We start from the raw sequence: 20,378 nt of genomic DNA, 5'->3' as shown, positions 1-20,378 counted from the left end.
GGCACACCGCCCGACCAACGGCCGACCACCGATCCACCACCGTCCGATCATCGACCGGCCACCGGCCGGCCGATCCACCGCAGGCCACCGCGCGCCGTTCCGACCCCGGGGAGATGCCTTGTTCGTCGACATGCCGCTGGACCGGCTCAGGCAGTACCGGCCCGAACGCCGGGAACCGGACGGGTTCGACGCCTTCTGGGCCGCGACGCTGGCCGAGACCCGCGAGCACGACCTGAACGCCGTCTTCACCGAGATCGAGACGGACCTGTCCCTGGTGCGCTGCTTCGACGTCCGCTACGCGGGGTTCGGCGGGCACGAGATCAGAGGCTGGCTGCTGGTGCCCGCAACGGCCACCGGGCCGCTGCCGTGCGTGGTGCAGTACATCGGCTACAACGGCGGGCGCGGCCTGCCGCACGACTGGCTCACCTGGCCCGTGGCCGGATGGGCGATCCTGGTCATGGACTCCCGCGGGCAGGGTGGCGGCTGGCGGACCGGCGACACCCCCGACCCGGTGGGCGGCACCGGGCCGCAGGTCAGCGGCAAGCTCACCCAGGGCGTCCTGTCCCCCGGCGACTACTACTACCGGCGCCTGTACACCGACGGGGTCCGGGCGGTCGAGGCCGCCCGCGCGCACCCGCTGGTGGACGCCTCCCGCGTCGTGGTCTCCGGCGGCAGCCAGGGCGGCGCCCTGGCCATGGCGGTGAGCGCGCTGGTCGACGACCTGATGTTCGCCTTCATCGACGTGCCGTTCATGTCGCACATCCGGCACGCGGCCGAGATCACCGACGAGGACCCGTACGGCGAGCTCGGCAGGTTCCTCAAGAGCCACCGTCACCGGGTCGAGGAGGTCTTCGCCACCCTCGACCACTTCGACGGCGTGAACTTCGCGGCCCGCAACACCACCCCCGCGCTCTTCTCGGTCGGCCTGCGCGACGGCGTCACCCCCGCGTCCACGGTCTTCGCCGCCTACAACCACTACGCCGGGCCCAAGGACATCCGGGTGTGGGCCTTCAACGGCCACGAGGGAGGCGAGTCCGAGCAGGTCGCCGAACACCTCCGGACCGCGAGGAAGCTCCTGGAGGGCTGAGCGCCCCGCCCTGACCTCTCTCTGGACGACCGGCGGCCCGTCCCCGGGCGACCGGCGAACCGGTCCGATCCGCGATCGTCACGAGGGGCAGGGTGCCCCTTTATCATGAAAACGTTTTACAGAAAAGAGGCGGAGGGGCCTGGAATACCGTCTTTACTGGCGTCGACCACGTTGTTACGTTTTAATGATTGCTCATGAGTTCGGTGAGCATCAAGGAAGTCGCGGCGCGGGCCGGAGTGTCCCCCGGGACCGTCTCCAACGTGCTCAACCGTCCGGAGAAGGTGGCCGCCGCCACCCGGGAACGGGTCGAGCAGGCCATCCGCGACCTCGGCTTCGTCCGGCACGGCTCGGCCTCCAGCCTGCGCGCCGGGCACAGCCGCACCGTCGGCCTGTCGGTCATCGACATCGGCAACCCGTTCTTCACCGACGTGGCCGCGGGCGTCGAGGAGGTCGCCAGCGAGCGCGGGTACGCGGTGATCCTGGGCAACTCCTCGGGCGACCGCCTCAAGGAGGAGCGCAACCTGCTGGTCTTCGCCGAGCAGCGGGTCCGCGGGGTGCTCATCACCCCCTCCGGGCCGGACCTCACCAGGCTCGGGCAGCTCAAGGAGCGCGGGATCAACGTGGTCCTGGTGGACCACCCGGCCGAACGGTCCGACCAGTGCTCGGTGGCGGTCGACGACGTCGTCGGCGGCTCGACCGCGGTCGCCCACCTGCTGGAGGCGGACCCCGGCCGGATCGCCTACGTCACCGGCCCCCTCGCCGTCCGCCAGTGCGCCGACCGCCTGATCGGCGCCGGGCAGGCGCTGGCCGCCGCGGGCCGCGACCCCGCGCGGGCGCTGGAGGAGATCGAGATGAGCGCGATGAACGCCCGCTCGGGCCAGCAGGCGGCGGAGAAGCTGATCGCCGAGGGACGGCTGCCCGACGCCGTGTTCTGCGCCAACGACCTGCTGGCCCTCGGCATGCTGCGCGGCCTGCTCCAGGCGGGCGTGCGGGTCCCCGAGGACGTCTCCCTCATCGGCTACGACGACATCGACTTCGCCTCGGCGTCGGCGGTGTCGCTCAGCTCGATCCGGCAGCCGACCCACCGGCTCGGCCGGGTCGCCACCGAACTGCTGCTGGACGAGTGCGACAACCCCGCCTCCCATGCCCACCAGCAGATCATGTTCCAGCCCGAGCTGATCGTCCGCGAGTCCACCCGCTGACCTCGCGGGTCCTGCGCCGTACGGGATGCCACGAAGGCCGGGCGGAACGGTCTCAGCCGCGCTTGCGGGCCTTCCTGACGGCCTCCCTGGCCGCCTCCTTGGCGGCCTCCCTGACCTCGCGCCTCGCGGTCTCCCTGGCCTCCTTGGCCGCGCGGGCGGCCTCGGCCTTGGCGTCGGCGGCGTACTGGTCGACGTACTCCTGGCCGGAGAGCTCCATCAGCGCGTACATGATCTCGTCGGTGACGGCGCGCAGGACGAGGCGGTCCTCCTCCATCCCGTAGTAGCGGGAGAAGTCGAGCGGCTTGCCGAACTTCACCCCGGGGCGGTGGCCCAGCTTGGGCAGGACGCTGCCGGGGGGCATCATCTCGAAGGTGTTGACCATCGCCCACGGGATGACCGGCACCCGCGACTCCAGGGCCATCCTGGCCACCCCGGTCTTGCCCTTATAGAGACGGCCGTCGTGAGAGCGGGTCCCCTCGGGGTAGATACCGAGCACCTGGCCCTCGGCAAGGATGCGCTTGCCCGTGCGCAGCGCCGCCTCGCTGGCCTTCCCGCCGGAACGGTCGATCGGGACGGTACCGACACCGCTGAAGAAGGCCCTGCTCATCAGTCCCTTGACGCCGGAGCCGGTGAAGTAGTCGGACTTACCGAGGGAGATCACCTTGCGCTTGAGGAAGAGCGCGCCGAAGAAGTGGTCGGCGAACGAGAGGTGGTTCCCGGCGAGGATCACGGGACCCTCCCTCGGCACGTGGTCCACGCCCTCCGCCCACGGGCGGAAGATGAGATGGAGCAGGGGCCCGACGACGGCCTTCACCACCCAGTACAACACTCGACACTCCTTCGGTTGCAGGCGGGGACCTGGAGTTATCCTCCCACTTCCGATCGCAGCCACCTACCCCGACGAACCGCCCGAAACGGCCTCTCGCAAAACACGTCCCGCTCGTGCGACGATCGGGCGAACCTCACAAGGAGCCACGATGCCAGTCATGCCCGGTGCGGAGGCGTACCACCATGCGGGAGGACGGATCGGCGTCCTGCTCTGCCACGGATTCACCGGTTCCCCGCAGTCGCTGCGACCCTGGGGCGAGTACCTCGCGGCGGCGGGCATGACGGTGGCCCTGCCGCGGCTGCCCGGACACGGTACGACCTGGCAGGAGATGAACCGCACCCGCTGGGAGGACTGGTACGCCGAGCTGGACAAGTCCCTGGCGGACCTGCGCGGACGCTGCGACGAGGTCTTCGTCATGGGGCTGTCCCTGGGAGGGTGCATGGCGCTGCGCCTGGCCGAGGTGCACGGGGACGGGATCAAGGGGGTGGTGGTCGTCAACCCCTCGGTGGTCAACGACGTGCCGCTGCTGTGGCTCTCTCCCGTGCTCAAGTTCGTCGTCAACTCGGTACCGGGCGTCGCCGGGGACATCAAGAAGGAGGGGGCGACCGAGCTCGGGTACGCGCGCACCCCCGTCAAGGCCGCCGCCGGTCTGCTCCGGCTCTGGAAGCTGACCCGTTCGGAACTCGGCAAGATCACGCAACCGGTCCTGATTTTTCATAGTCCGCAGGACCATGTTGTGAAACCGGCAAGTGTGCGTATTCTGCGGGAGAGGCTGACCGGAGGGAACCTGAATGTGGTGGAGCTCCCCGACAGCTATCACGTCGCGACCCTCGACAACGATGCGGATCGGATCTTTGCAGGGAGCCTGGAGTTCATCACGACGAACGCGTCTGTACCCTTGCAGAGAGACTGATCGTGAGCGGGGGATGGCGCGGTCTCCGGGAGAAAGTGATCGGCCGATGAACAACGGGCCCAGCTAAGTGACACCTCAAAGCGATGAGGACGAGGTCTGGCGTCAGATCGTCGCGTCCTTCAACGACACCGCCGAGCACGACTCGGCACATCAGCCGTGGCCGGACAGCGAGAACCTGCCGGCCGAGCCTCAGCGACGGGTGATCAAACAGTCGGACGAGGAAGACCTCCTGCGCGAGGACGACCCGGCCGACGGCTCCCCGGGCAGGGCGACCGTGCCGGCCGGATCGGACGGGCCGGACGACGACCCCGGTGCCGACGATTCCGCCGGTGAGGACGAGGAGGGCCACTACGTGCCCCCGCCCCCTCCCCCGCTGCCCAAGACCGACGCCACCACCAAGATCGCTTGGCTGGCCCTGTTCGGCGGTCCCGCCTACCTGCTGCTCAGCGCCGCCCTCAACTGGAACCTCAGGGGCTGGATGCTCTTCACCGCGGTCGCCGCGTTCGTCGGCGGGTTCGTGGCGCTGGTGGTCCGCATGGGTGACGGGCCGCCCAACGACTCGGGCTGGGACGACGGCGCGGTCATCTGAGACCGGGCTGGCACGGCCGTCCGGGCGCGGGCCCGCGGGTCACGACTTGGTGCGCTCCGGGTCGCCGAACCGTTCGATCACGTCGGTGTACGTTCCGGAGCCGTCGACCACGTGGCCGACGGTCCACACGGTGCGGGTGCCCGGCAGGTAGGCCACGGACTGGAGCCTGACCGTCCGGGGAGCGGTGCTCTCGGGACCGCGCAGCGCCTTGACCCGGTGCCCGTCGTAGCGGAGCAGGAACGGCTCCCGCGGACGCTCCAGGTCGACCCCGGACATCCAGAAGTGCCCCTTGCGGTCGCCCGTCACCCCGTACAGCCGGACGTCCCCCTCGGGAAGGGGCACCCGCGACCACTTCTTGCCGTTCCACGACAGGGCCAGCGGCGCGGTCCCGCCCGTCTCCCGGGAGACGCCGCCGACCGCCAGGGCCCGCTTCGGCCCGTCGAGGTGGACGTCCCTCAGGTAGCCGCCGGGGATGTCGGGGATCTTGGACGGCTTCCAGCGTCCGCCGGACTGCCTCATGACGAGCGGCTCGCCCTCGGCGTCGCCCACCGCCCATCCGTCGCCCTTGCCCGACAGCGCCACCCCGTAGAGCGTCCCCCGGTCGGTGAGCCGGTTGAGCCTCCACTTCGAGGTGGTGCCGGTCACGATCAACGGCGTCCCGTCGCGCCGGCCCACGGCCACCACCCTCCCGGGGACGGCCGCCACCCCGCCCAGCCAGTCGCCCGCGTGCAGCCTGTCGAGGGTGACCCTGTCGAAGGTCCCCCCGTCGCCCTTCGCCACGTACGGCTGGCCGTCGTGCCCCTCGCCGACGGCCCACAGCTCGGTCGCCGAGGCCGCGGCGACGGAACGGAGCAGCCCGGCGCCGGTCGGGTCGTTGCGGATGCCCACCTCGTTCCAGGACGAGCCGTCCCAGTGGGTGATCGCCCCGCGGCTCTGCCAGATGTCCCAGACGCTCTGCTGGCCGACGGCCCACACGCTGGTGGACGAGACGCCCGCCACGTCCGAGAGGGAGCCGTCACTGCTCAGGCCCGCACTGACCGGAGCCTGCCAGGCTTCGGCCTCGGGCGGGCTGACGGGATCGGCGTGTACCGGGAACGTGTGCGAGAACAGCAGGAGCAGGCCTCCCGCGCCGAGAACCAGCGCACGCCGCGGAAGGCGACGGGTCATGTTCCAAATGGTACGGCGCCCGTCCCCTTCCGTGTGCCGGTCTCGGCAGTTGACGGACCCCGATCCGCGGGCACGTCCCGCCGCCTGCCGGGAAGGTCCCGCTCGCGCACCCCCGCGCCCCGGCGGAAACGCCCTGCTCCGGCGCCTCTCCGGAACTCCTCGGGGCTTTCCCGGATGCTTTCCCCGGGCTTTCCGGGCGTGGCCGGGAGTTCCTGTCCGGGGCTCTCCGAGCGTGGCCGGGACCCTCTCTCCAGGACTTTCCGGACGCGACCGGGAGTTCCTGTCCGGAGCTTTCCGGACGCGGCCGGGACCTCCTCAGGGAGTCCGGTCCGCCGGGCCTCCCTCGCCCGCCACGGTGTCCACCCCGCCCTTCTCCCCCGGCCCGGACGGCGTAGCCTCACCGGCCCCGGGTCGCAGCGGGTCCAGCTCGGCGATCACCGGCAGGTGGTCGGTGGCGGCGGCCAGGTCGGCCGGGGCGGCGTCCACCACGCCGCAGGAGAGCACGGACAGGCCCTCCATCGCGAAGATCGCGTCGATCCGCTTGTGCGGGCCCTTGGCGGGGAACGTGAAGCCGTTCCCGCGGGGCGAGACCGGATAGCAGTCGGTCAGCCGCTCGGCCAGGTGGTTCCAGCTGGGCTGGCCGGACTGCTCGTTGATGTCCCCGGCCAGCACCGGGAGCGCGTCGAACCGGTCGGCCACCTCCTGAACGACGGCGAACGCCTCGGCCGCGTGCCGGCGGCGGGCCTTCTCGTCCAGATCCAGGTGGATGGAACCGACCGCGAGCCGCCGTCCCTCCGCCTCGACCACGGCGACGGCGACGGCGCGCCGCTCCAGCGGGAAGAAGGACTCCAGCAGGCGCCCCTCCCCGTGCAGCAGGCGTACCCGCGGGCCGGTCAGCACGGCGACCCCGCCGCGGCGGCGCCCGCAGGCCACGGTCAGCCCGCCGAAGGCCGCCAGCCGCCTGCGCTTGCGGCGCCACAGCAGGAACCGGGGAGCCTCCTGCACGCAGAGCACGTCGGCGTCGAGCGCGGAGACCACGCGCTCCAGCGCCGCCAGATCGTCCTTCATGGAACGCACGTTGTAGCTGGCGATCCTCAGCACCACGGTCACCTCACCTCAGGACCCGCCGCGACCCCACGGCCTCACGACGGGTACCCCGACAAGGCGCCCCTATACCCGCGTACGACACGAACCTCGCGATTCCGCCGGACATGCCCGCGCGTCTCCGCCGGACATGCCCGCGCGTCGGCGGGCATGCCCGGCGGAGGTGACGTCAGCGTCGGCGGGCCAGGTCCGCGGCGCCCACCAGGCCGGCCGAGGCGCCGAGCTCGGCGGGGCGGATGTCGGCCAGCGGCCGGTGCCCCCGGCCGCTCAGCTGGGTGGCGAAGGAGTCCCGGGCCTCGTCGATCCACAGGTCCGAGGCGCGCGAGACACCGCCGCCGAGGATGAAGCACCCCGGGTCCAGGACGGCCGCGAGGTCGGCCAGGCCCTGTCCGATCCACCGGCCGATCGAGGCGAACGCGGCCAGCGCGGCCGAATCCCCCTGCCTGGCCGCGTCGGTGATCTCCTGGCCCTCGATCTGGTCGGGGGTCCCGGCGATCTTCAGGAGCGTGGCGGCCCGGCCGGGATCGGCCTCGGCGATGATCCTGGCCTCGTTGACCAGGGCGCTGCCGCTGGCGTACTGCTCCCAGCAGCCGAGGTTGCCGCAGCCGCACGGACGCCCCTCGGGGACCACCTGCATGTGACCGAGCTCGGCGCCCATGCCCCAGCGGCCCCGGTAGAGCGAGCCCTCGAACACCAGGCCGCCGCCGATGCCGGTACCGACGGTCACGCACACCAGGTGGGTCTCACCGCGGCCGGCACCGAACCTGGCCTCCCCCCACGCCATGGCATTGGCGTCGTTCTCCACGACCACCGGCAGGCCGACCAGGTCGGAGACCTTCTTCTGCAGGGGCTCCTCGCGCCAGGCGAGGTTGGGGGCGAACCGGACGATGGACCGGGTCTCGTCGACGAAGCCGGCGGCACCGAGGCCGACGGCCTCGATCTCCCGGTCCTTGGCGAGCTCCAGGACCGCCTCACCGATCGTGTGAGCGACCTGGTCCGGGTTCTCTGCCGGGGTGGGCCGCAGCAGATGCGCGACGATCTGGCCGTCCTCGTCGACGACTCCCGCCGCGATCTTCGTACCGCCGATGTCCACGCCGATGGTCAGCGCCATTGTCCGTTCATCCTCTCCCCCTGGGCTCACCCCAGGTCGATGTGCTCCACGGGGGTTTCCTCGCGTTCGCGCTCCCGTGCCCGATCTCCGGACGCGGGCTTGCTGCCGATCCCGTCGACGGCCGACTTGAAGGCCGCGAACAGCTCGGTCCCGGCCTGCAGGAGGTGGTCGGTGACCGCCCCGCCGGAGTCACGCTGCGCCGCCATCGCACGGCAGACCGGGCAGGCGCGGCAGATGTACTCCTCGTGATCGGAGACCGCCTCCTCCCACACGTCCCGCTCCCTGCCCCGGCCGCCCCCGGAGATGGCGCCGCCGATGCCGGTCATCGTGCCCTTGATCAGGTTCTTGCGCAGCTCCCTGGCCGCCTTCTGCTGCAGGGTCTCGAAGAGCTTGAACGCCTCCTCGGCCGCGGCGCCCAGCGGGTCCTTGCCGCCGTCCCCGGAGCGCTCCCCGGTGGCACGTTCGTTCCCGGCCTGCTCCCCGGTCCCCCGGGCATGGACGCGGTCGGCACGATCGGCACGGTCGGCGCGCACGCGCTCGTCCTCGTTCCGGCCGGTCCGCGCCGGCTCGGCAGGGGCCGGCTCGTCGCGTCCGGCAGGCTCGTCCGGCTCCGGACGGTCGGAGCGCCGTCCGGGCCAGCTCCACGGGATCTGCGCGGCACGCTGCTCCTCCCGGCGGGCCCGCTCGGCGCGCTCGAACCACTCGGCACGCGCGTCACGCCCGGTCTGCGGGGCTTCCTCGGCCTGAGCGGCTTCCCCGGTCTGCGCGTCCTGTGGGGCCTCCTCGGGCCGGACGGCGCTCCCGGCCTGCCCTCCGGCGTCCTTCACGGCCCGTACGGACTGCCCGGTGCCCTCGGCGGTCCCGGCGGCCTCGGCGGTCTCGGTGCTCCCGGCGGTCTCGGTGCTCGTGTCCGGTCCGGTGGCCTTGGTCCGGCCCGTGCTCCTGGCCGTTCCGGACCCCTTGGTTCCGGAAGCCTTGCCCCGCGCGGTGCTCTTCTTCGCCTGCTCGGTGCCGTCGGCCCGCCCCGCGTCCTTCTCGGCCCGCGCGTCCTTCCCGGCGCTTACGGCCTTCTCTGCGCTCTCGGTGCTCTCGGTGCTCTCGGCCTTCCCGGCGCTCTCGGCCGAGGTGGCGGCCTTCGCCCGCCCGCCGCTCTTGGCCGTTCCGGAGCCCTTGCCCCGGCCGGTGCTCTTGGACTCCGCGGTGCTCTTGGACTGCCCGGTGCTCTTGGGCCGCGAGGTGCTCTTGGACTGCGCGGCCTCCTCGCCGGGGCCCTCGGTCCCCTCGGAACCGGCGTCCGTGGTCTTCCCGGCCGGTTCGGCACGCTCGCCCCGCTTGGCGCGCGGGGTCTTCCCGGAGCCCTTCGTCCCGGTGGCCTTGCCGGCCCGGACGACGGGTTCCGGCGTCTCCGCCGCCTTCACCGGCGCCTCGACCGGCGTCTCGGCTCCTGGAGTCTCGGCTCCGGGCGTCCCGGCCTCCCGGGCGTCCGGAGTCGCGGGGGCGGCGGTCGTGCCCCGCTTCCTCGGCGCACGCGGCTTGGCGGGCTTACCAGGTGTAGGCGACGTAGGGGTCTTCTCTTCGTCATTCGTGTTATCGGTCATCAGGCCCTCCCGATTCGAACCGTACCCGGAGAAAGCCATCACGGAGCGCGGCCTCCCGTACCGGCCTGCGGGCCAGTGCGGCGGGAAGGGCCAGGACGCGACGGTAGGAACCGGCGTTGACGATCAGCTCGTCGCCCTTGCGCGACAGGTCGACGTCGTCCTTGTCCGCCAGCGGCAGGGCCAGGATCAGCTCGCCCTCGTCGGTGATCCGCAGCGGCGGGTCGACGGTGGGCGGGGCGAAGGGGTCGCTCTCGCCGTACATGGCCTCGGCCACGCGCGCGAGCGCGTCGAGGCCCACCGGCTCGGCCTCCAGGTACGGGACGATCCGCACGGGCAGCGGCGCGAAGGACTCCTCGACCTCGGTCAGGTGGCGGGCCTGGGCGTCCACCCATCGCCGCCGCCACGGGTCGGCGCCCTCGGAGGGGAAGACCCGGTTGGCGATCACCGCGTCCACCCGGTAGCCGTACAGGCTGAGGGAGGTGAGGGTACGGCGGGCCTCGGCCAGTACGACGGCCTCGGGGGTCAGCACCAGCCGGACGCTCGCGCCGGGCCCGGTGAGCAGCTCGCGCACCTCCATCAGGCCCCGGTGAAGCCGTTCCCCGGCCCCGATCACGTGGTCCTCGGGCACGCTGACCTGCGCCAGGCGGCGCACCAGCGGGGACAGGGTGCGCAGCAGCCGCCTGCCGACGGGCAGCAGCCGGTTCACGTGCCAGTCGAGGGCCTCGGGCAGGGCGAGCAGCCGCAGCGTCTCCGCGGTCGGCGCGCAGTCGATGACGATGACGTCCCACAGCCCGGTCCGCGCCTGCTCGCGCAGCTCCAGCAGCGCGATGACCTCCTCGGCGCCGGGCAGCACCGTGATCTCCTCGGCGGTCACCTCGTCGAGGCCGAGCTCGGCGAACAGGCCCCTGGCGTAGTCGCGCAGCTCGCCCCACTGACGCTCCAGCGCCCGCTGGGTGTCGACCTGGTGCAGGGAGAGGCCGGGCGCGATCTCGGTGGGCTCCCCGCCGACCCGCACGCCGAGAGCGTCGGCCAGCGAGTGGGCGGTGTCGGTGGAGACCACCAGCGTCTTGAGGCCGGACCGGGCCGCGAGGGTGGCCGTGGCCGCGGCGGCGGTCGTCTTGCCGACCCCGCCCTTGCCGGTGAAGAGCAGGATCCGGCTCACGGCGCCTCCCGCACCCACGGCACCGGAGGAACCCCGGTGCCCGTCAGCGGCGACACGGGAACCCGGCCCGGACCCGTGACCGGCGCGCCGGACCGTCCCGGGCCCGTGACCGGCAGGACCTGGCCCGTGACCGGCAGGACCGTACCCGTGACCGGCGGGGCCATGCCCGTCCAGGAGCCCGTCACCGGTGCCGCGCCTGGCCCGGTCATGGGGTCTCGACGCGCTTCTTCAGCCCCTTCAGGGCGGTGTCGATGATGACCTTCTCGGCCTTCCGCTTGATCATGCCGATCATCGGGACCTTGAGGTCGACGGCGAGCTCGTAGGTCACCTCGGTGCCGCCGCCCACCTCGGCGAGGCGGTAGCTCCCGGTGAGGCCGGAGACCATCTTCCCCGCCTCAGCGATGGTCCAGTCGACGGACTCGTCCCCGTGCCAGGTGTAGCGGAGGGTGTACTCGTCGTTTATCACGCCCGCGTCGAGGACGAAGCGGACCGTGGCCGGCCGCCCGTCCTCCCCCTCGGACAGGACCCTGGCGGCCTTCACCTGACCCGCCCATCCGGGGTAGGAGGGGAAGTCGGCGATGACCGCCATGACGGTCGACCGGTCCGCGCCGATCGTGATGCTGGAGGTGGTGCGATCAGCCATGGGCCAACCGTACTGCCTCACGATCGTCCGCGTACGTCCCCGCGACGCCGGGCGCGCCTACCATTCCAGGACGAACGGCGTCCCGCGGCCGCGGAAGTGCCCGACGTTGAGACACTCGGTCCTGCCGACGCGGACGCGGGAGGCGAGCGGCTGGTGCACGTGGCCGAAGAGGGCGTAGCGCGGCTGGGTCCGCCTGATCGCCTCCAGGGTGGCCTCGCTGCCCCGCTCGAAGCGCCGCGCCACCACGTCGTAGAGCAGCTGGGGAACGGCCGGCGGGATGTGGCAGCAGAGCACGTCCACCTCGCCGACGGCCTCGACCTTGCGCGCGTACTCCTCGTCGTCGATCTCGTACGGGGTGCGGTACCGCGTGCGCAGGCCGCCGCCGACGAAGCCGAAGCGCAGGCCGCCGATCTCCACGGTCTCGCCGTCGAGCACCCGGTGGCCCTCGCGGACGTACTCGGGCCACAGCAGCGGCAGGTCCACGTTGCCGTAGGTCATGTAGGCGGGGGTCGGCATCGCGGCGAAGATCTCGTCGTACTGGCGCCGGACGGAGCGCTCGATGTGCTCACGCGGGTCGCCCTCCAGCGACGCCCACAGCTCCGAGGACATCGCCCGCGCTTCGTCGAACCGCTTGGCCGTCCGCAGCCCGATGAACTCCGCGGCCCGCTCTGCCCCGAACAGCTCGGCGAAGATGCCCTTGGAGTGGTCCTGGTAGTCGACGAACAGGATCAGGTCGCCCAGGCAGATCAGCGCGTCGGCGCCGTCCCCGGCGCGGGCCAGCGCGTCGGCTCTTCCGTGCACGTCGCTGACGACATGAACCCGCATGCCCGTCATCCTAACTACCGCCAAATACCGATACGCCTGGCGAACACCACCGCTCCGTGGCCACGGTGCGGCCCACGTCCGTGAGTTCGGGGACTTGGTACGGTGAAATTCCTGTGATAACGCCTGGATGACGAATTTACCGGTGCGTAACTTATCGCGATAACTTCCAGGCAGCCCATCGATCCGTGCGTCCCCGGGAGTGATCCGTGCGCGAGTACAGCGTCCCCGTGCTGGTGGATGTCCCCTCCTCCGCCAACCTGACCGACACGGTGTTCCGTCGCGCCGAACAGGAGCCGGGCGCCGTCGTGATGCGCCGCAAGCTCGGTGACGACTGGTCCGCCGTCACCGCCGGAGAGTTCCGCGACCAGGTCGCCGGGGTGGCCAAGGGCCTGGTCGCGGCCGGTGTCGAGCCCGGCGACCGCGTCGCCCTGATGTCGCGCACCCGCTACGAGTGGACCGTCGTCGACTACGCGATCTGGTCCGCGGGCGCGGTCAGCGTGCCGATCTACGAGTCCTCCTCGGCCGGCCAGGTCTCCTGGATCATCTCCGACAGCGGCGCGAAGGCCGTCTTCGTGGAGCTGGACGCGCACGAGGCGACCGTCCGCGAGGGCGCGTCCGAGCTGCCCGGCCTCAAGGACGTCTGGCTCATCGAGGGCGGCGCGCTGGAGGAGCTCACCGCGCGCGGCGCCGAGGTCTCCGACGACACGCTCGCCGACCGCAGGGCGAGCCGCCAGGGCGCCGACCTGGCCACCGTCGTCTACACCTCGGGCACCACCGGCAGGCCCAAGGGCTGCCGGCTGACCCACGACAACCTGCTGTTCACCGCCAGGAACGTCGCAGGCGGTCCGCTGGAACGGCTCTTCACCGTGGACGGCAGGTCGGCGCTGCTCTTCCTGCCCCTGGCGCACGTCTTCGCCCGCATCATCGAGGTCGTGCTGGTCGAGACGGGCACGCTGCTGGCGCACACCCCCACGATGAAGAACGTCGGCCCCGACCTGCAGGGCTTCCGGCCCACCTTCCTGCTGGGCGTGCCCCGCGTGTTCGAGAAGGTCTACAACACGGCCGAGCAGAAGGCCGCCGCCGAGGGCAAGACGAAGATCTTCCGCGTCGCGGCCGACACGGCCGTCGCCTGGAGCAGGGCGGAGTCCACCGGTGGCGCGGGGCTGGCCCTGCGGCTGAGGCACCGGGTGTTCGACAGGCTCGTCTACCGCAAGCTCCGCGCCGCCACCGGGGGCAGCCTGTGGGCCGCGGTGTCCGGCGGCTCGGCCCTGGGAGAGCGGCTGGGCCACTTCTTCCGCGGTGTGGGCATCGAGGTCCTGGAGGGCTGGGGCCTGACCGAGACCTCCGCGCCGTCCTCGGTCAACATCCCGGGGGCCAACAAGATCGGTACGGTCGGCAAGCCCTTCCCCGGGGTCACCATCGGCATCGGCGAGGACGGCGAGGTGCTGGTCAAGGGCCGGCACATCTTCGACGGCTACTGGAACAACGACGAGGCCACCGCCGAGGTGATCGACGAGGCCGGCTGGTTCCACACCGGTGACATCGGCGAGCTCGACCCGGACGGCTACCTCAGCATCACCGGCCGCAAGAAGGAGCTCATCGTCACCGCCGCGGGCAAGAACGTGGCCCCGGCCCCGCTGGAGGACCGCATCCGCGCCCACCCGCTGGTCAGCCAGGCGATGGTGGTGGGCGACGACCGGCCGTTCGTCGCGGCGCTCGTCACGCTCGACGTCGAGGCCCTGGAGCAGTGGAAGACCGCCCACGGCAGGACCGGCGCGGACCTCGCCGCCCTCAGCTCCGACCCGGAGATCGTCGCCGAGGTGCAGAAGGCCGTGGACGACGCCAACAGGACGGTCTCCAGGGCCGAGCAGATCAAGAAGTTCACCGTGCTCGACGTCGACATCAGCGAGGAGAGCGGGCACCTCACCCCGACCCTGAAGGTCAAGCGCGGCGTGGTCATGCGCGACTTCGCCGAGCGGGTGAACTCCCTCTACCGCTAGCACGCGCCGTCCGCCCGTCCGGGGCGGGGAACGCCAGGGCAGAGCGCGGGGAACGCGGGGGCAGGACGCGGGGAACGTCGGAGCAGAGCGCGGGAACGCCGGGGCAGGACGCGGGGAACGGCCTGGAACGACGACCGGACGGCCGGGGGGCGGTGGCTCGCGGGCACGCTCCCCGCGGCCACCGCTGTTACGTTCGCACCGTGAGCGACAACGAACTGGGGCTGTTCCTGCGCGTCCGCCGCGAAGCGGTGTCACCCGCCGAGATCGGGCTGCCGGCCGGTCCCCGGCGCCGCACGCCGGGTCTGCGCCGGGCCGAGCTGGCCACGCTGTCCGGGGTCAGCGTCGAGTACCTGACCCGCCTGGAGCAGGGACGCGACCAGCGGCCGTCCGTGCAGGTGCTCTCCGCCCTCGCCGGCGCGCTGCGGCTGACCACGCTCGAACGCGTCCACCTGCACCGTCTCGGCAAGGCGGCCGAGGGCGGCTTCGACTGCGTGGACGCGCCGGTGCCGCCCCGCGTGACGCGCCCCGCCGTGCGGGCGCTGCTCGACCGCCTGGAGCCGGCCCCCGCGGTGCTGCTCAACCGGCTGAGCGAGGTCCTGGCCTGCACGGCGGGGTACCGGCGGCTGGCGGAGCCGACCGGGCTGCTGGACGGCGATCCGCCGAACCTCGCCCGCTTCGTGTTCACCGACGAGCGGGCGCGGGCCGTCTACCCCGACTGGGACGAGGTGGCCGACGAGCAGGTCGCCGCCCTCAAGCAGGGGGCGTTCCGGACGGACCCGCACCTGGTGCTGCTCGCCGACGAGCTGGCCGTCACCGCGGGGACCGCCTTCACCGGGCGCGTGGAGACCCTGCCCGGCCTGCCCCGGGCGAGCGGCGTGCTGCGGATGTTCCACCCCGGGGCGGGCGAGCTGCGCCTGGCGTACGAGACCCTGGAGCTGCCCGCCGACGACGACCAGCGGCTGATCGTGCACCTGCCCGCCGACGACGCCACCTCCGCGGCGCTCGACCGTCTCACCGGCCACCCCACCGGCGACCCCATCGGTGACCCCGGCGACGCGCGTCCCGGCGGCCCGGCCGCGTCCCGCGCCGGTCGCCCCGCCGGTCTCCCGGAGAGCGCGGAGTGGGGTTAGGGGGTCTGTGCAGGCTCCAGCAGGCGGGCGAAGCGGGCCGCGGCACGCTCCCAGCTCCACTCGCGCGCGACCCACTCGCGTCCCCGCTCTCCCATGGTCCGCGCGCCGGCCGGGTCCTTGAGCAGTCCGGTCAGGGCCGCGGCGACCTCGTCCGGGCGGGTCCCGTCGACCACCAGCCCGGTCTCCCCGTTCAGCACGGCGTCGGGGGCGCCGCCCGAGGAGCCCGCCACCACCGGCAGCCCGGTGGCGGACGCCTCCAGGTAGACGATGCCGAGCCCCTCGACGTCCACGCCGCCCAGGCGGGTGCGGCACGGCATGGCGAACACGTCGCCCGCGGCGAGGTGGCCGGGCAGCGCGGACTCCGGCACCGGGCCGACGATCCGGACCGCGCCGCCCAGCGGCCGGGCGAGCCGTTCCAGCGTCCTGCGGTACGGGCCGCCACCGATGATCAGGAGCACCGCGTCGGGGACGTCCCGCAGCACCGTGGGCCAGGCCCGCAGGAGCGTGTCCTGACCCTTGCGCGGCACCAGCCTGGACAGGCAGACCACCGTCGGCCGGTCCCCCAGGCCCAGCTCGGCGCGGATCCGCTCTCCCCCGGCGCCGGGGTGGAACGTCCCGGTGTCGACCCCGGGCGCCAGCCGCACCAGCCTGCCCTCGGGGACCAGCCCGGCCAGCCTGCGCCGGGTGTACTCCCCCAGGTAGGTGACCGCGTCGGCCTCCGCGCCGATCCTGGCGAGGAGACCGCGGGCCAGCGGGACCCCGGCCCATCCCGCCTCGTGGCCGTGGGTGAGCATGACCACGCGGCGGGCCCCGGCCTCGCGCATCCTCGGCGCGAGCAGGCCCAGCGGCGCCGCGGCCCCGAAGACCACGGTGTCGCAGCCGAACCGGGCGACCAGGGCTGCGGCCCGGCGGGCCACCGCGGGCGAGGGCAGCATCAGCGACCCCGGGTGCCGCACCACCGGGTACGGCCGGCGCCGGTCGAAGGCGTCACCGCCGGGCCAGGCCGGGGCGTACACGACGACCGAGCCGGGCGGGCGGCGGGCCACGAGGCCGTGCACGAAGGACTGGATCCCTCCCGCGCGGGGCGGGAAGTCGTTGGTGACGACCAGGGTCCGGCTCACGGCTCGGGCAGACCGTTCAGCCGGGCCCAGGAGCGGGCCGCGGCGATGCGCTGCGGCGCCGCGGGGTGCGAGGCGTAGAGCAGGTGCTCGAGGGGGTCGGGCGACAGGTCCGAGACGTTGGTGGCGGCCAGGCGCCGCTGCATGGCGACGAACGTCGCCGGGTCGCGGGTCAGGTCCAGCGCGTGCACGTCGGCGCGGGCCTCGACGTGCCTGCTCACCACGTTCTGGGCCGGTCCCGACAGGACCGTGGCCAGGCTGACCAGCCCCATGATCAGGCCCGTGGCCCGCGGGTCGCCGAGGGCGGGCACCCCGGCCCGCCGCCGCAGGCCCGGCGCCGAGGCCACCGCGTACAGCAGGCACGCCCCGCAGGCCGCGCCCAGGCCGCCGACGAGCGTTCCCCAGAGCACGTCGCCCGCGTCGGCGTGGCCCAGCTCGTGCGCGACCACCAGCTCGACCTCGTCGGCGGGGGCCCGCAGCAGCGTGTCGTAGACGACGATCCTGCGGGTGGCGCCGAAGCCGGAGACGTAGGCGTTGAGCGCGGTGGTCCGCCGGGAGGCGTCGGCGACGAGCACGTCCTCCACGGGCACGCCGTCCCTGGCGGCCATGGCGAGCAGGTCGTCGCGCAGCGTCCCGGCCTCCATCGGCCTGAAGTCGTTGAAGATCGGCTCGATGAGCACCGGGTAGGCGAAGGACGCGCCCAGCGTCAGCGCGAACACCCCGGCCGAGGCCGGGATCCACCAGCGCCGGTAGCGCCGCGCCAGCGCGACCACCGCCAGGACCATGATCGCGGTCAGTGCCGTGCCGACGCCCGCGCTCTTGACCCGGTCGGCCGACCACGCTGGCCACTGCTGGGTGGACAGCCCGTACTCGCGCAGGTAGGTCTCCGACCACATCCCCAGCGGCCAGCGCAGGGCCGCCACCGCGGCCGAGATCAGCAGCACGCCGAGCAGCACGCGCAGCCACCAGGGGCCCCGCAGCCGGTCGGCCAGCCGGGCGCCCAGCGGCGTGGCCACCAGCACCCCGGCCACCACCAGCGTCAGGCCCAGCGACAGGTACGCCGGAACGCTGACCAGCGCGTCGAACGCCTGGGAGCGGGCGATCTGCTCGGCGGTGAAGTCCCGCTCCGGGGAGGGGGCGATCTCGGGCGCCGCTGCGGGCAGGGCCCGCCAGGGCGTGGTGAACGCCACGACCGCCAGGGTGATCGCGCCCAGGACGGCCAGCGCCCACCCCGCCGACCGCGTGCCCGAGGGCGCGTCCGTCGTGCTCAGCGTCATCGCAGTTCCCTCCGGAGGTACTCGCGCCAGGCCCGGGTGAACTCGGCCGCCGACAGGCCGAGCGTGCTCCCGACATCGCTACCGTAGAGCCTCACCAACGCCTTCTCCCCGAAGCGCTCCGCGACGAGGCGGCAGGCGAGCCACGCCTCCTCGTAGGCCTGCGCGAGCCTCGGGGCGCCCGGGGCGAAATCGGCCGGTACGGGAAGGCGGGCGGGCAGGGTCCCGGCGCGCACCTCCGCGGCCAGCTCGGCGGCGACCGTCCGCACGGCGATCCCGGCGTCGCGGTACCCGGCGTAGTCCGCGAAGCCCTCCGAGAGCCACATCGGCACCCGGCCGCCGCGGGTGGCGCCGGTGGCCACGTGGGTGAGCTCGTGCGTGATCACCACGTCCCTGCCGGTCGCGGTGAGCCGGGCGTAGCCGGACGGCAGGACGATCACCCGGTCCGCGGTGGCCAGCGCGGCCAGACCGTGGGTGCTTCCCGCCCCGGCGAGGGCGGCGGCCTCGGCGTCGGTGGCGGGGTGGAGGACCAGCGCGCGGACCGGTCCCCAGATCTCCGCGACGGTGCGCCGGGCCCGGTCGGCCGTGGCGGCCAGGTCCCGCAGGGCGGCGTGCGGCACGCGGTGACCGACCACCACGGAGTGCCGGCCCCGCACGACGGTCGCACCGTCGGGCCAGAGGCCGACGGGGACGTCAGGGGCATCGGGGACACCGGGGATGTCAGAGACACCGGGAGCGCGGGAATCACCGGGGACGGCGGGGACGGCGGGAGCGCGGCGGCCGGCGAGGGTGCCGAGGGGTTCCGGGGCGCCGAAAGGGCCGTACCGGCCGGCCGGGAGGGGTCCGGCCCCGGTGAGCGGGCCGGCGCTCAGCAGCGCCAGCATCCCGGCGAGCACCGCGCGGCGGTCTCGCGGGACGGATCCGCCCGGGTGGGACCCGTTCGGGACGGACATGTGAGCCGATGGTAGCCGACCGGACAGCAGCGGTCCCGTCGCCGCGGTGCGGGGACGGGACCGCTGTCACTGTTCGGGTTCAGACCCCGGGCCGGGCCGCTCCCGCGAAGGAGGACCGGTAGTGCCCCTTCAGCTTCACGATCCGGACGGACTTGCCGCTGCTCGGCGAGTGGACCATCCTGCCCTTGCCGACGTACATGCCGACGTGGCCCTTTCCGCTGAAGAACAGCAGGTCACCGGGGAGCAGCTTGCTCCACGGGACCTTCTTCTTGAGCGACCTGTACTGGCTGTGCGTGATCCTGGGAAGGGACACACCGGCCGTGCGCCAGGCGTAGCGGACGAGCCCCGAGCAGTCGAAGGCTCCGGGACCGGAGGCTCCCCACCGGTACGGATCGCCGATCTGCTTCTTGGCCGCCGCGACGGCCTTGACGGCCCGGACCTTCTGCAGTGCCGCCCTGCTCATCGTGGTCTTGGCCTTGGCCTTGGACTTCGTGGCGGTCTTGCCCTTGGTCCTGGCCTTGACCGTGCCCTTCGTCGTGGCCCGCCCGGTCTCCGTGCTCTCGCTCTGCTCGGAGACGCCGGTCGCGCTGCTGACCAGGATCTCAGGGGGATTGTCCGTCATCGCCTGCGCCGCCGTGGGTCCCAGGGTGACCGCTCCGGCTGAGGCGGTCAACGTGAGGGCGACGCCGCCTAGAGAAAGGCGGAAAAAGCGTGACAAACGGGGGTTATACGGGGTGGTAGACAGGATTTCTCCTTGGTGCTTCCACTGATGCCTACCGGGTTAGCTGACGGATTCGGGCTTGGAAGATGCCCTACGGCACAAATGTGCCGATTCACCCCTGGCCACGGTGTGTCGGGCCTTTTGGGTCCCCGGTTCCATGCCTCCTGGCTGCACGGATTCGGCGGGCCGCCACGGTGACGTCCGCCCCTTGCGGGGGCGCGGCGGCCGGCTGGATTTCTATGGACGAAGACGGCCCGGAGACCGTCGTTCACCGCGGCGGCATGGCTTGCACGTCGCGCAGCCAGAAGTTACTCCGATCGCCACGTTTCGGCAAAGGGTTCCCAGAAACGGAGGATCGAGAGGGCTTCTTGATCCTCCCGTTACCGCTGCGTGATGCCTATTTATGCGATCGAGATATGACTCTCGTCACACCGCCCTGTAAGCCCGGGAAATCACGGCTTTTGTTATCTTCGTCACATTGTCCCGGCCCTCGCGGTGAGCACGGGGGACGGCGCGGGCCCGGGTCGCCGTGAGCGGCGTCCCGGGCCCGCGGGGGGACGGTTCAGCTCAGCCGCCGCTCGAGGTGGAACGTCACCTCGGCCCCGGCCTCGTGCTTGCCGATGAGCCTGCACAGCTCCGCCCGCAGCGGCAGCCAGTGCGGGCCGGTGCCCGAGGGCATGAGCGTGGCGGCGAACGGGTGACCGTCGACCGTCCCGGTGACCTTCACGGCCCGCCTCGTGCCGAGGAGCTCGGCCGAGCCCGGCACGGTCACGAAGGTGGCGAAGGCGCCGTCCTTCTCGATGGGGGCGGTGAAGGTGTGGTCGAGCGGCTGCGGGGTCGCGGGGGTGGGCATCGTCGTCTCCCTGATCCTGTGTCGCGGCACGCCTCCGGGGGCCGGAGGAGGCCGATGGTCCGTCCGGAGAGACGACTCCCGCGAGCGCGCGGAATCGTC

At 72.7% G+C, this 20,378-nt stretch carries 19 protein-coding genes and 1 riboswitch; of the genes, 6 read left to right on the top strand and 13 right to left on the bottom strand.

Going from position 1 to position 20,378, the window contains the following annotated elements; all coding sequences use genetic code 11:
• Positions 1-118 precede the first annotated feature (118 nt).
• Both ABD832_RS18250 and ABD832_RS18245 read left to right on the top strand, forming a co-directional pair.
• Positions 119-1,087, top strand: a complete 969-nt coding sequence (locus ABD832_RS18250; protein ID WP_344896456.1) for an acetylxylan esterase — start codon at positions 119-121, stop codon at positions 1,085-1,087.
• A gap of 194 nt (positions 1,088-1,281) precedes the next feature.
• On the top strand, positions 1,282-2,289 hold the full coding sequence (locus ABD832_RS18245; protein ID WP_344896453.1) for a LacI family DNA-binding transcriptional regulator: 1,008 nt from the start codon (positions 1,282-1,284) through the stop codon (positions 2,287-2,289).
• Positions 2,290-2,341: 52 nt separating this feature from the next.
• Here ABD832_RS18245 and ABD832_RS18240 read toward each other — a convergent pair whose 3' ends face one another.
• Entirely contained in the window at positions 2,342-3,118 is a 777-nt protein-coding gene (locus ABD832_RS18240) for a lysophospholipid acyltransferase family protein (protein WP_344896449.1), read from the bottom strand.
• Between the two features lie 148 nt (positions 3,119-3,266).
• Here ABD832_RS18240 and ABD832_RS18235 point away from each other — a divergent pair, with 148 nt between their 5' ends.
• Positions 3,267-4,031, top strand: a complete 765-nt coding sequence (locus ABD832_RS18235; RefSeq protein WP_344896446.1) for an alpha/beta hydrolase — start codon at positions 3,267-3,269, stop codon at positions 4,029-4,031.
• Positions 4,032-4,098: 67 nt separating this feature from the next.
• Positions 4,099-4,620, top strand: coding sequence for a hypothetical protein (locus ABD832_RS18230; protein ID WP_344896443.1), 522 nt, complete (start codon positions 4,099-4,101; stop codon positions 4,618-4,620).
• A 39-nt stretch (positions 4,621-4,659) separates the two neighbouring features.
• Here ABD832_RS18230 and ABD832_RS18225 read toward each other — a convergent pair whose 3' ends face one another.
• From ABD832_RS18225 to ABD832_RS18195, 7 genes are all read right to left on the bottom strand, one after another.
• Positions 4,660-5,787: a hypothetical protein gene (locus ABD832_RS18225; RefSeq protein ID WP_344896440.1), complete on the bottom strand. Its 1,128-nt coding sequence runs from the start codon at positions 5,785-5,787 to the stop codon at positions 4,660-4,662.
• Between the two features lie 315 nt (positions 5,788-6,102).
• Positions 6,103-6,897 carry an endonuclease/exonuclease/phosphatase family protein gene (locus ABD832_RS18220; protein ID WP_344896437.1) on the bottom strand — a complete coding sequence of 265 codons (795 nt, stop codon included), beginning with the start codon at positions 6,895-6,897 and terminating at the stop codon, positions 6,103-6,105.
• 163 nt (positions 6,898-7,060) lie between these two features.
• Positions 7,061-8,002, bottom strand: coding sequence for an ROK family glucokinase (locus ABD832_RS18215; RefSeq protein WP_344896434.1), 942 nt, complete (start codon positions 8,000-8,002; stop codon positions 7,061-7,063).
• Between the two features lie 26 nt (positions 8,003-8,028).
• A complete protein-coding gene (locus ABD832_RS18210) occupies positions 8,029-9,420 on the bottom strand; it encodes a hypothetical protein (protein WP_344896431.1) in 1,392 nt (463 codons plus the stop codon).
• Positions 9,421-9,589: 169 nt separating this feature from the next.
• Positions 9,590-10,762 carry an ArsA family ATPase gene (locus ABD832_RS18205; RefSeq protein WP_344896428.1) on the bottom strand — a complete coding sequence of 391 codons (1,173 nt, stop codon included), beginning with the start codon at positions 10,760-10,762 and terminating at the stop codon, positions 9,590-9,592.
• A 205-nt stretch (positions 10,763-10,967) separates the two neighbouring features.
• Positions 10,968-11,405, bottom strand: a complete 438-nt coding sequence (locus tag ABD832_RS18200; protein ID WP_344896425.1) for an SRPBCC family protein — start codon at positions 11,403-11,405, stop codon at positions 10,968-10,970.
• A gap of 57 nt (positions 11,406-11,462) precedes the next feature.
• Positions 11,463-12,230, bottom strand: coding sequence for a metallophosphoesterase family protein (locus ABD832_RS18195; RefSeq protein ID WP_344896422.1), 768 nt, complete (start codon positions 12,228-12,230; stop codon positions 11,463-11,465).
• A 206-nt stretch (positions 12,231-12,436) separates the two neighbouring features.
• Between ABD832_RS18195 and ABD832_RS18190 the strand changes: the two genes are divergently transcribed.
• Together ABD832_RS18190 and ABD832_RS18185 are read left to right on the top strand one after the other, a co-directional pair.
• On the top strand, positions 12,437-14,230 hold the full coding sequence (locus ABD832_RS18190) for an AMP-dependent synthetase/ligase (protein WP_344896419.1): 1,794 nt from the start codon (positions 12,437-12,439) through the stop codon (positions 14,228-14,230).
• Between the two features lie 200 nt (positions 14,231-14,430).
• A complete protein-coding gene (locus ABD832_RS18185) occupies positions 14,431-15,360 on the top strand; it encodes a helix-turn-helix domain-containing protein (RefSeq protein ID WP_344896416.1) in 930 nt (309 codons plus the stop codon).
• Here ABD832_RS18185 and ABD832_RS18180 read toward each other — a convergent pair.
• The 5 genes from ABD832_RS18180 to ABD832_RS18160 form a co-directional block, all read right to left on the bottom strand.
• Entirely contained in the window at positions 15,357-16,481 is a 1,125-nt protein-coding gene (locus ABD832_RS18180; RefSeq protein ID WP_344896413.1) for a glycosyltransferase family 4 protein, read from the bottom strand. The two genes, ABD832_RS18185 and ABD832_RS18180, sit on opposite strands and share 4 nt — an antisense overlap.
• A complete protein-coding gene (locus tag ABD832_RS18175; RefSeq protein ID WP_344896410.1) occupies positions 16,478-17,755 on the bottom strand; it encodes a M48 family metallopeptidase in 1,278 nt (425 codons plus the stop codon). Before ABD832_RS18175 ends, ABD832_RS18180 begins: the two co-directional genes overlap by 4 nt.
• Positions 17,752-18,705, bottom strand: a complete 954-nt coding sequence (locus ABD832_RS18170) for a hypothetical protein (protein ID WP_344896407.1) — start codon at positions 18,703-18,705, stop codon at positions 17,752-17,754. Before ABD832_RS18170 ends, ABD832_RS18175 begins: the two co-directional genes overlap by 4 nt.
• 79 nt (positions 18,706-18,784) lie before the next feature.
• Complete coding sequence (locus ABD832_RS18165; RefSeq protein ID WP_344896404.1) at positions 18,785-19,327, bottom strand: C40 family peptidase; 543 nt, start codon at positions 19,325-19,327, stop codon at positions 18,785-18,787.
• Between the two features lie 133 nt (positions 19,328-19,460).
• Positions 19,461-19,620: riboswitch (cyclic di-AMP (ydaO/yuaA leader) on the bottom strand.
• A 368-nt stretch (positions 19,621-19,988) separates the two neighbouring features.
• Entirely contained in the window at positions 19,989-20,279 is a 291-nt protein-coding gene (locus tag ABD832_RS18160) for a DUF1905 domain-containing protein (protein ID WP_344896401.1), read from the bottom strand.
• Positions 20,280-20,378 lie beyond the last annotated feature (99 nt).

The organism is Streptosporangium longisporum (assembly GCF_039534895.1).
GTDB classification, from domain to species: domain Bacteria; phylum Actinomycetota; class Actinomycetes; order Streptosporangiales; family Streptosporangiaceae; genus Streptosporangium; species Streptosporangium longisporum.
Note: the sequence above shows the minus strand (reverse complement) of the source record. Positions and strands in the feature narration are given on the sequence as shown.

What these genes read in the sequence shown, in the direction of transcription:
- ABD832_RS18175 (WP_344896410.1), bottom strand. Translation starts at nt 17,755, where the DNA reads ATGACGCTGAGCACGACGGACGCGCCCTCGGGCACGCGGTCGGCGGGG.
- ABD832_RS18225 (WP_344896440.1), bottom strand. Translation starts at nt 5,787, where the DNA reads ATGACCCGTCGCCTTCCGCGGCGTGCGCTGGTTCTCGGCGCGGGAGGC.
- ABD832_RS18195 (WP_344896422.1), bottom strand. Translation starts at nt 12,230, where the DNA reads ATGCGGGTTCATGTCGTCAGCGACGTGCACGGAAGAGCCGACGCGCTG.
- ABD832_RS18245 (WP_344896453.1), top strand. Translation starts at nt 1,282, where the DNA reads ATGAGTTCGGTGAGCATCAAGGAAGTCGCGGCGCGGGCCGGAGTGTCC.
- ABD832_RS18235 (WP_344896446.1), top strand. Translation starts at nt 3,267, where the DNA reads ATGCCAGTCATGCCCGGTGCGGAGGCGTACCACCATGCGGGAGGACGG.
- ABD832_RS18165 (WP_344896404.1), bottom strand. Translation starts at nt 19,327, where the DNA reads ATGACGGACAATCCCCCTGAGATCCTGGTCAGCAGCGCGACCGGCGTC.
- ABD832_RS18170 (WP_344896407.1), bottom strand. Translation starts at nt 18,705, where the DNA reads ATGTCCGTCCCGAACGGGTCCCACCCGGGCGGATCCGTCCCGCGAGAC.
- ABD832_RS18215 (WP_344896434.1), bottom strand. Translation starts at nt 8,002, where the DNA reads ATGGCGCTGACCATCGGCGTGGACATCGGCGGTACGAAGATCGCGGCG.
- ABD832_RS18200 (WP_344896425.1), bottom strand. Translation starts at nt 11,405, where the DNA reads ATGGCTGATCGCACCACCTCCAGCATCACGATCGGCGCGGACCGGTCG.
- ABD832_RS18160 (WP_344896401.1), bottom strand. Translation starts at nt 20,279, where the DNA reads ATGCCCACCCCCGCGACCCCGCAGCCGCTCGACCACACCTTCACCGCC.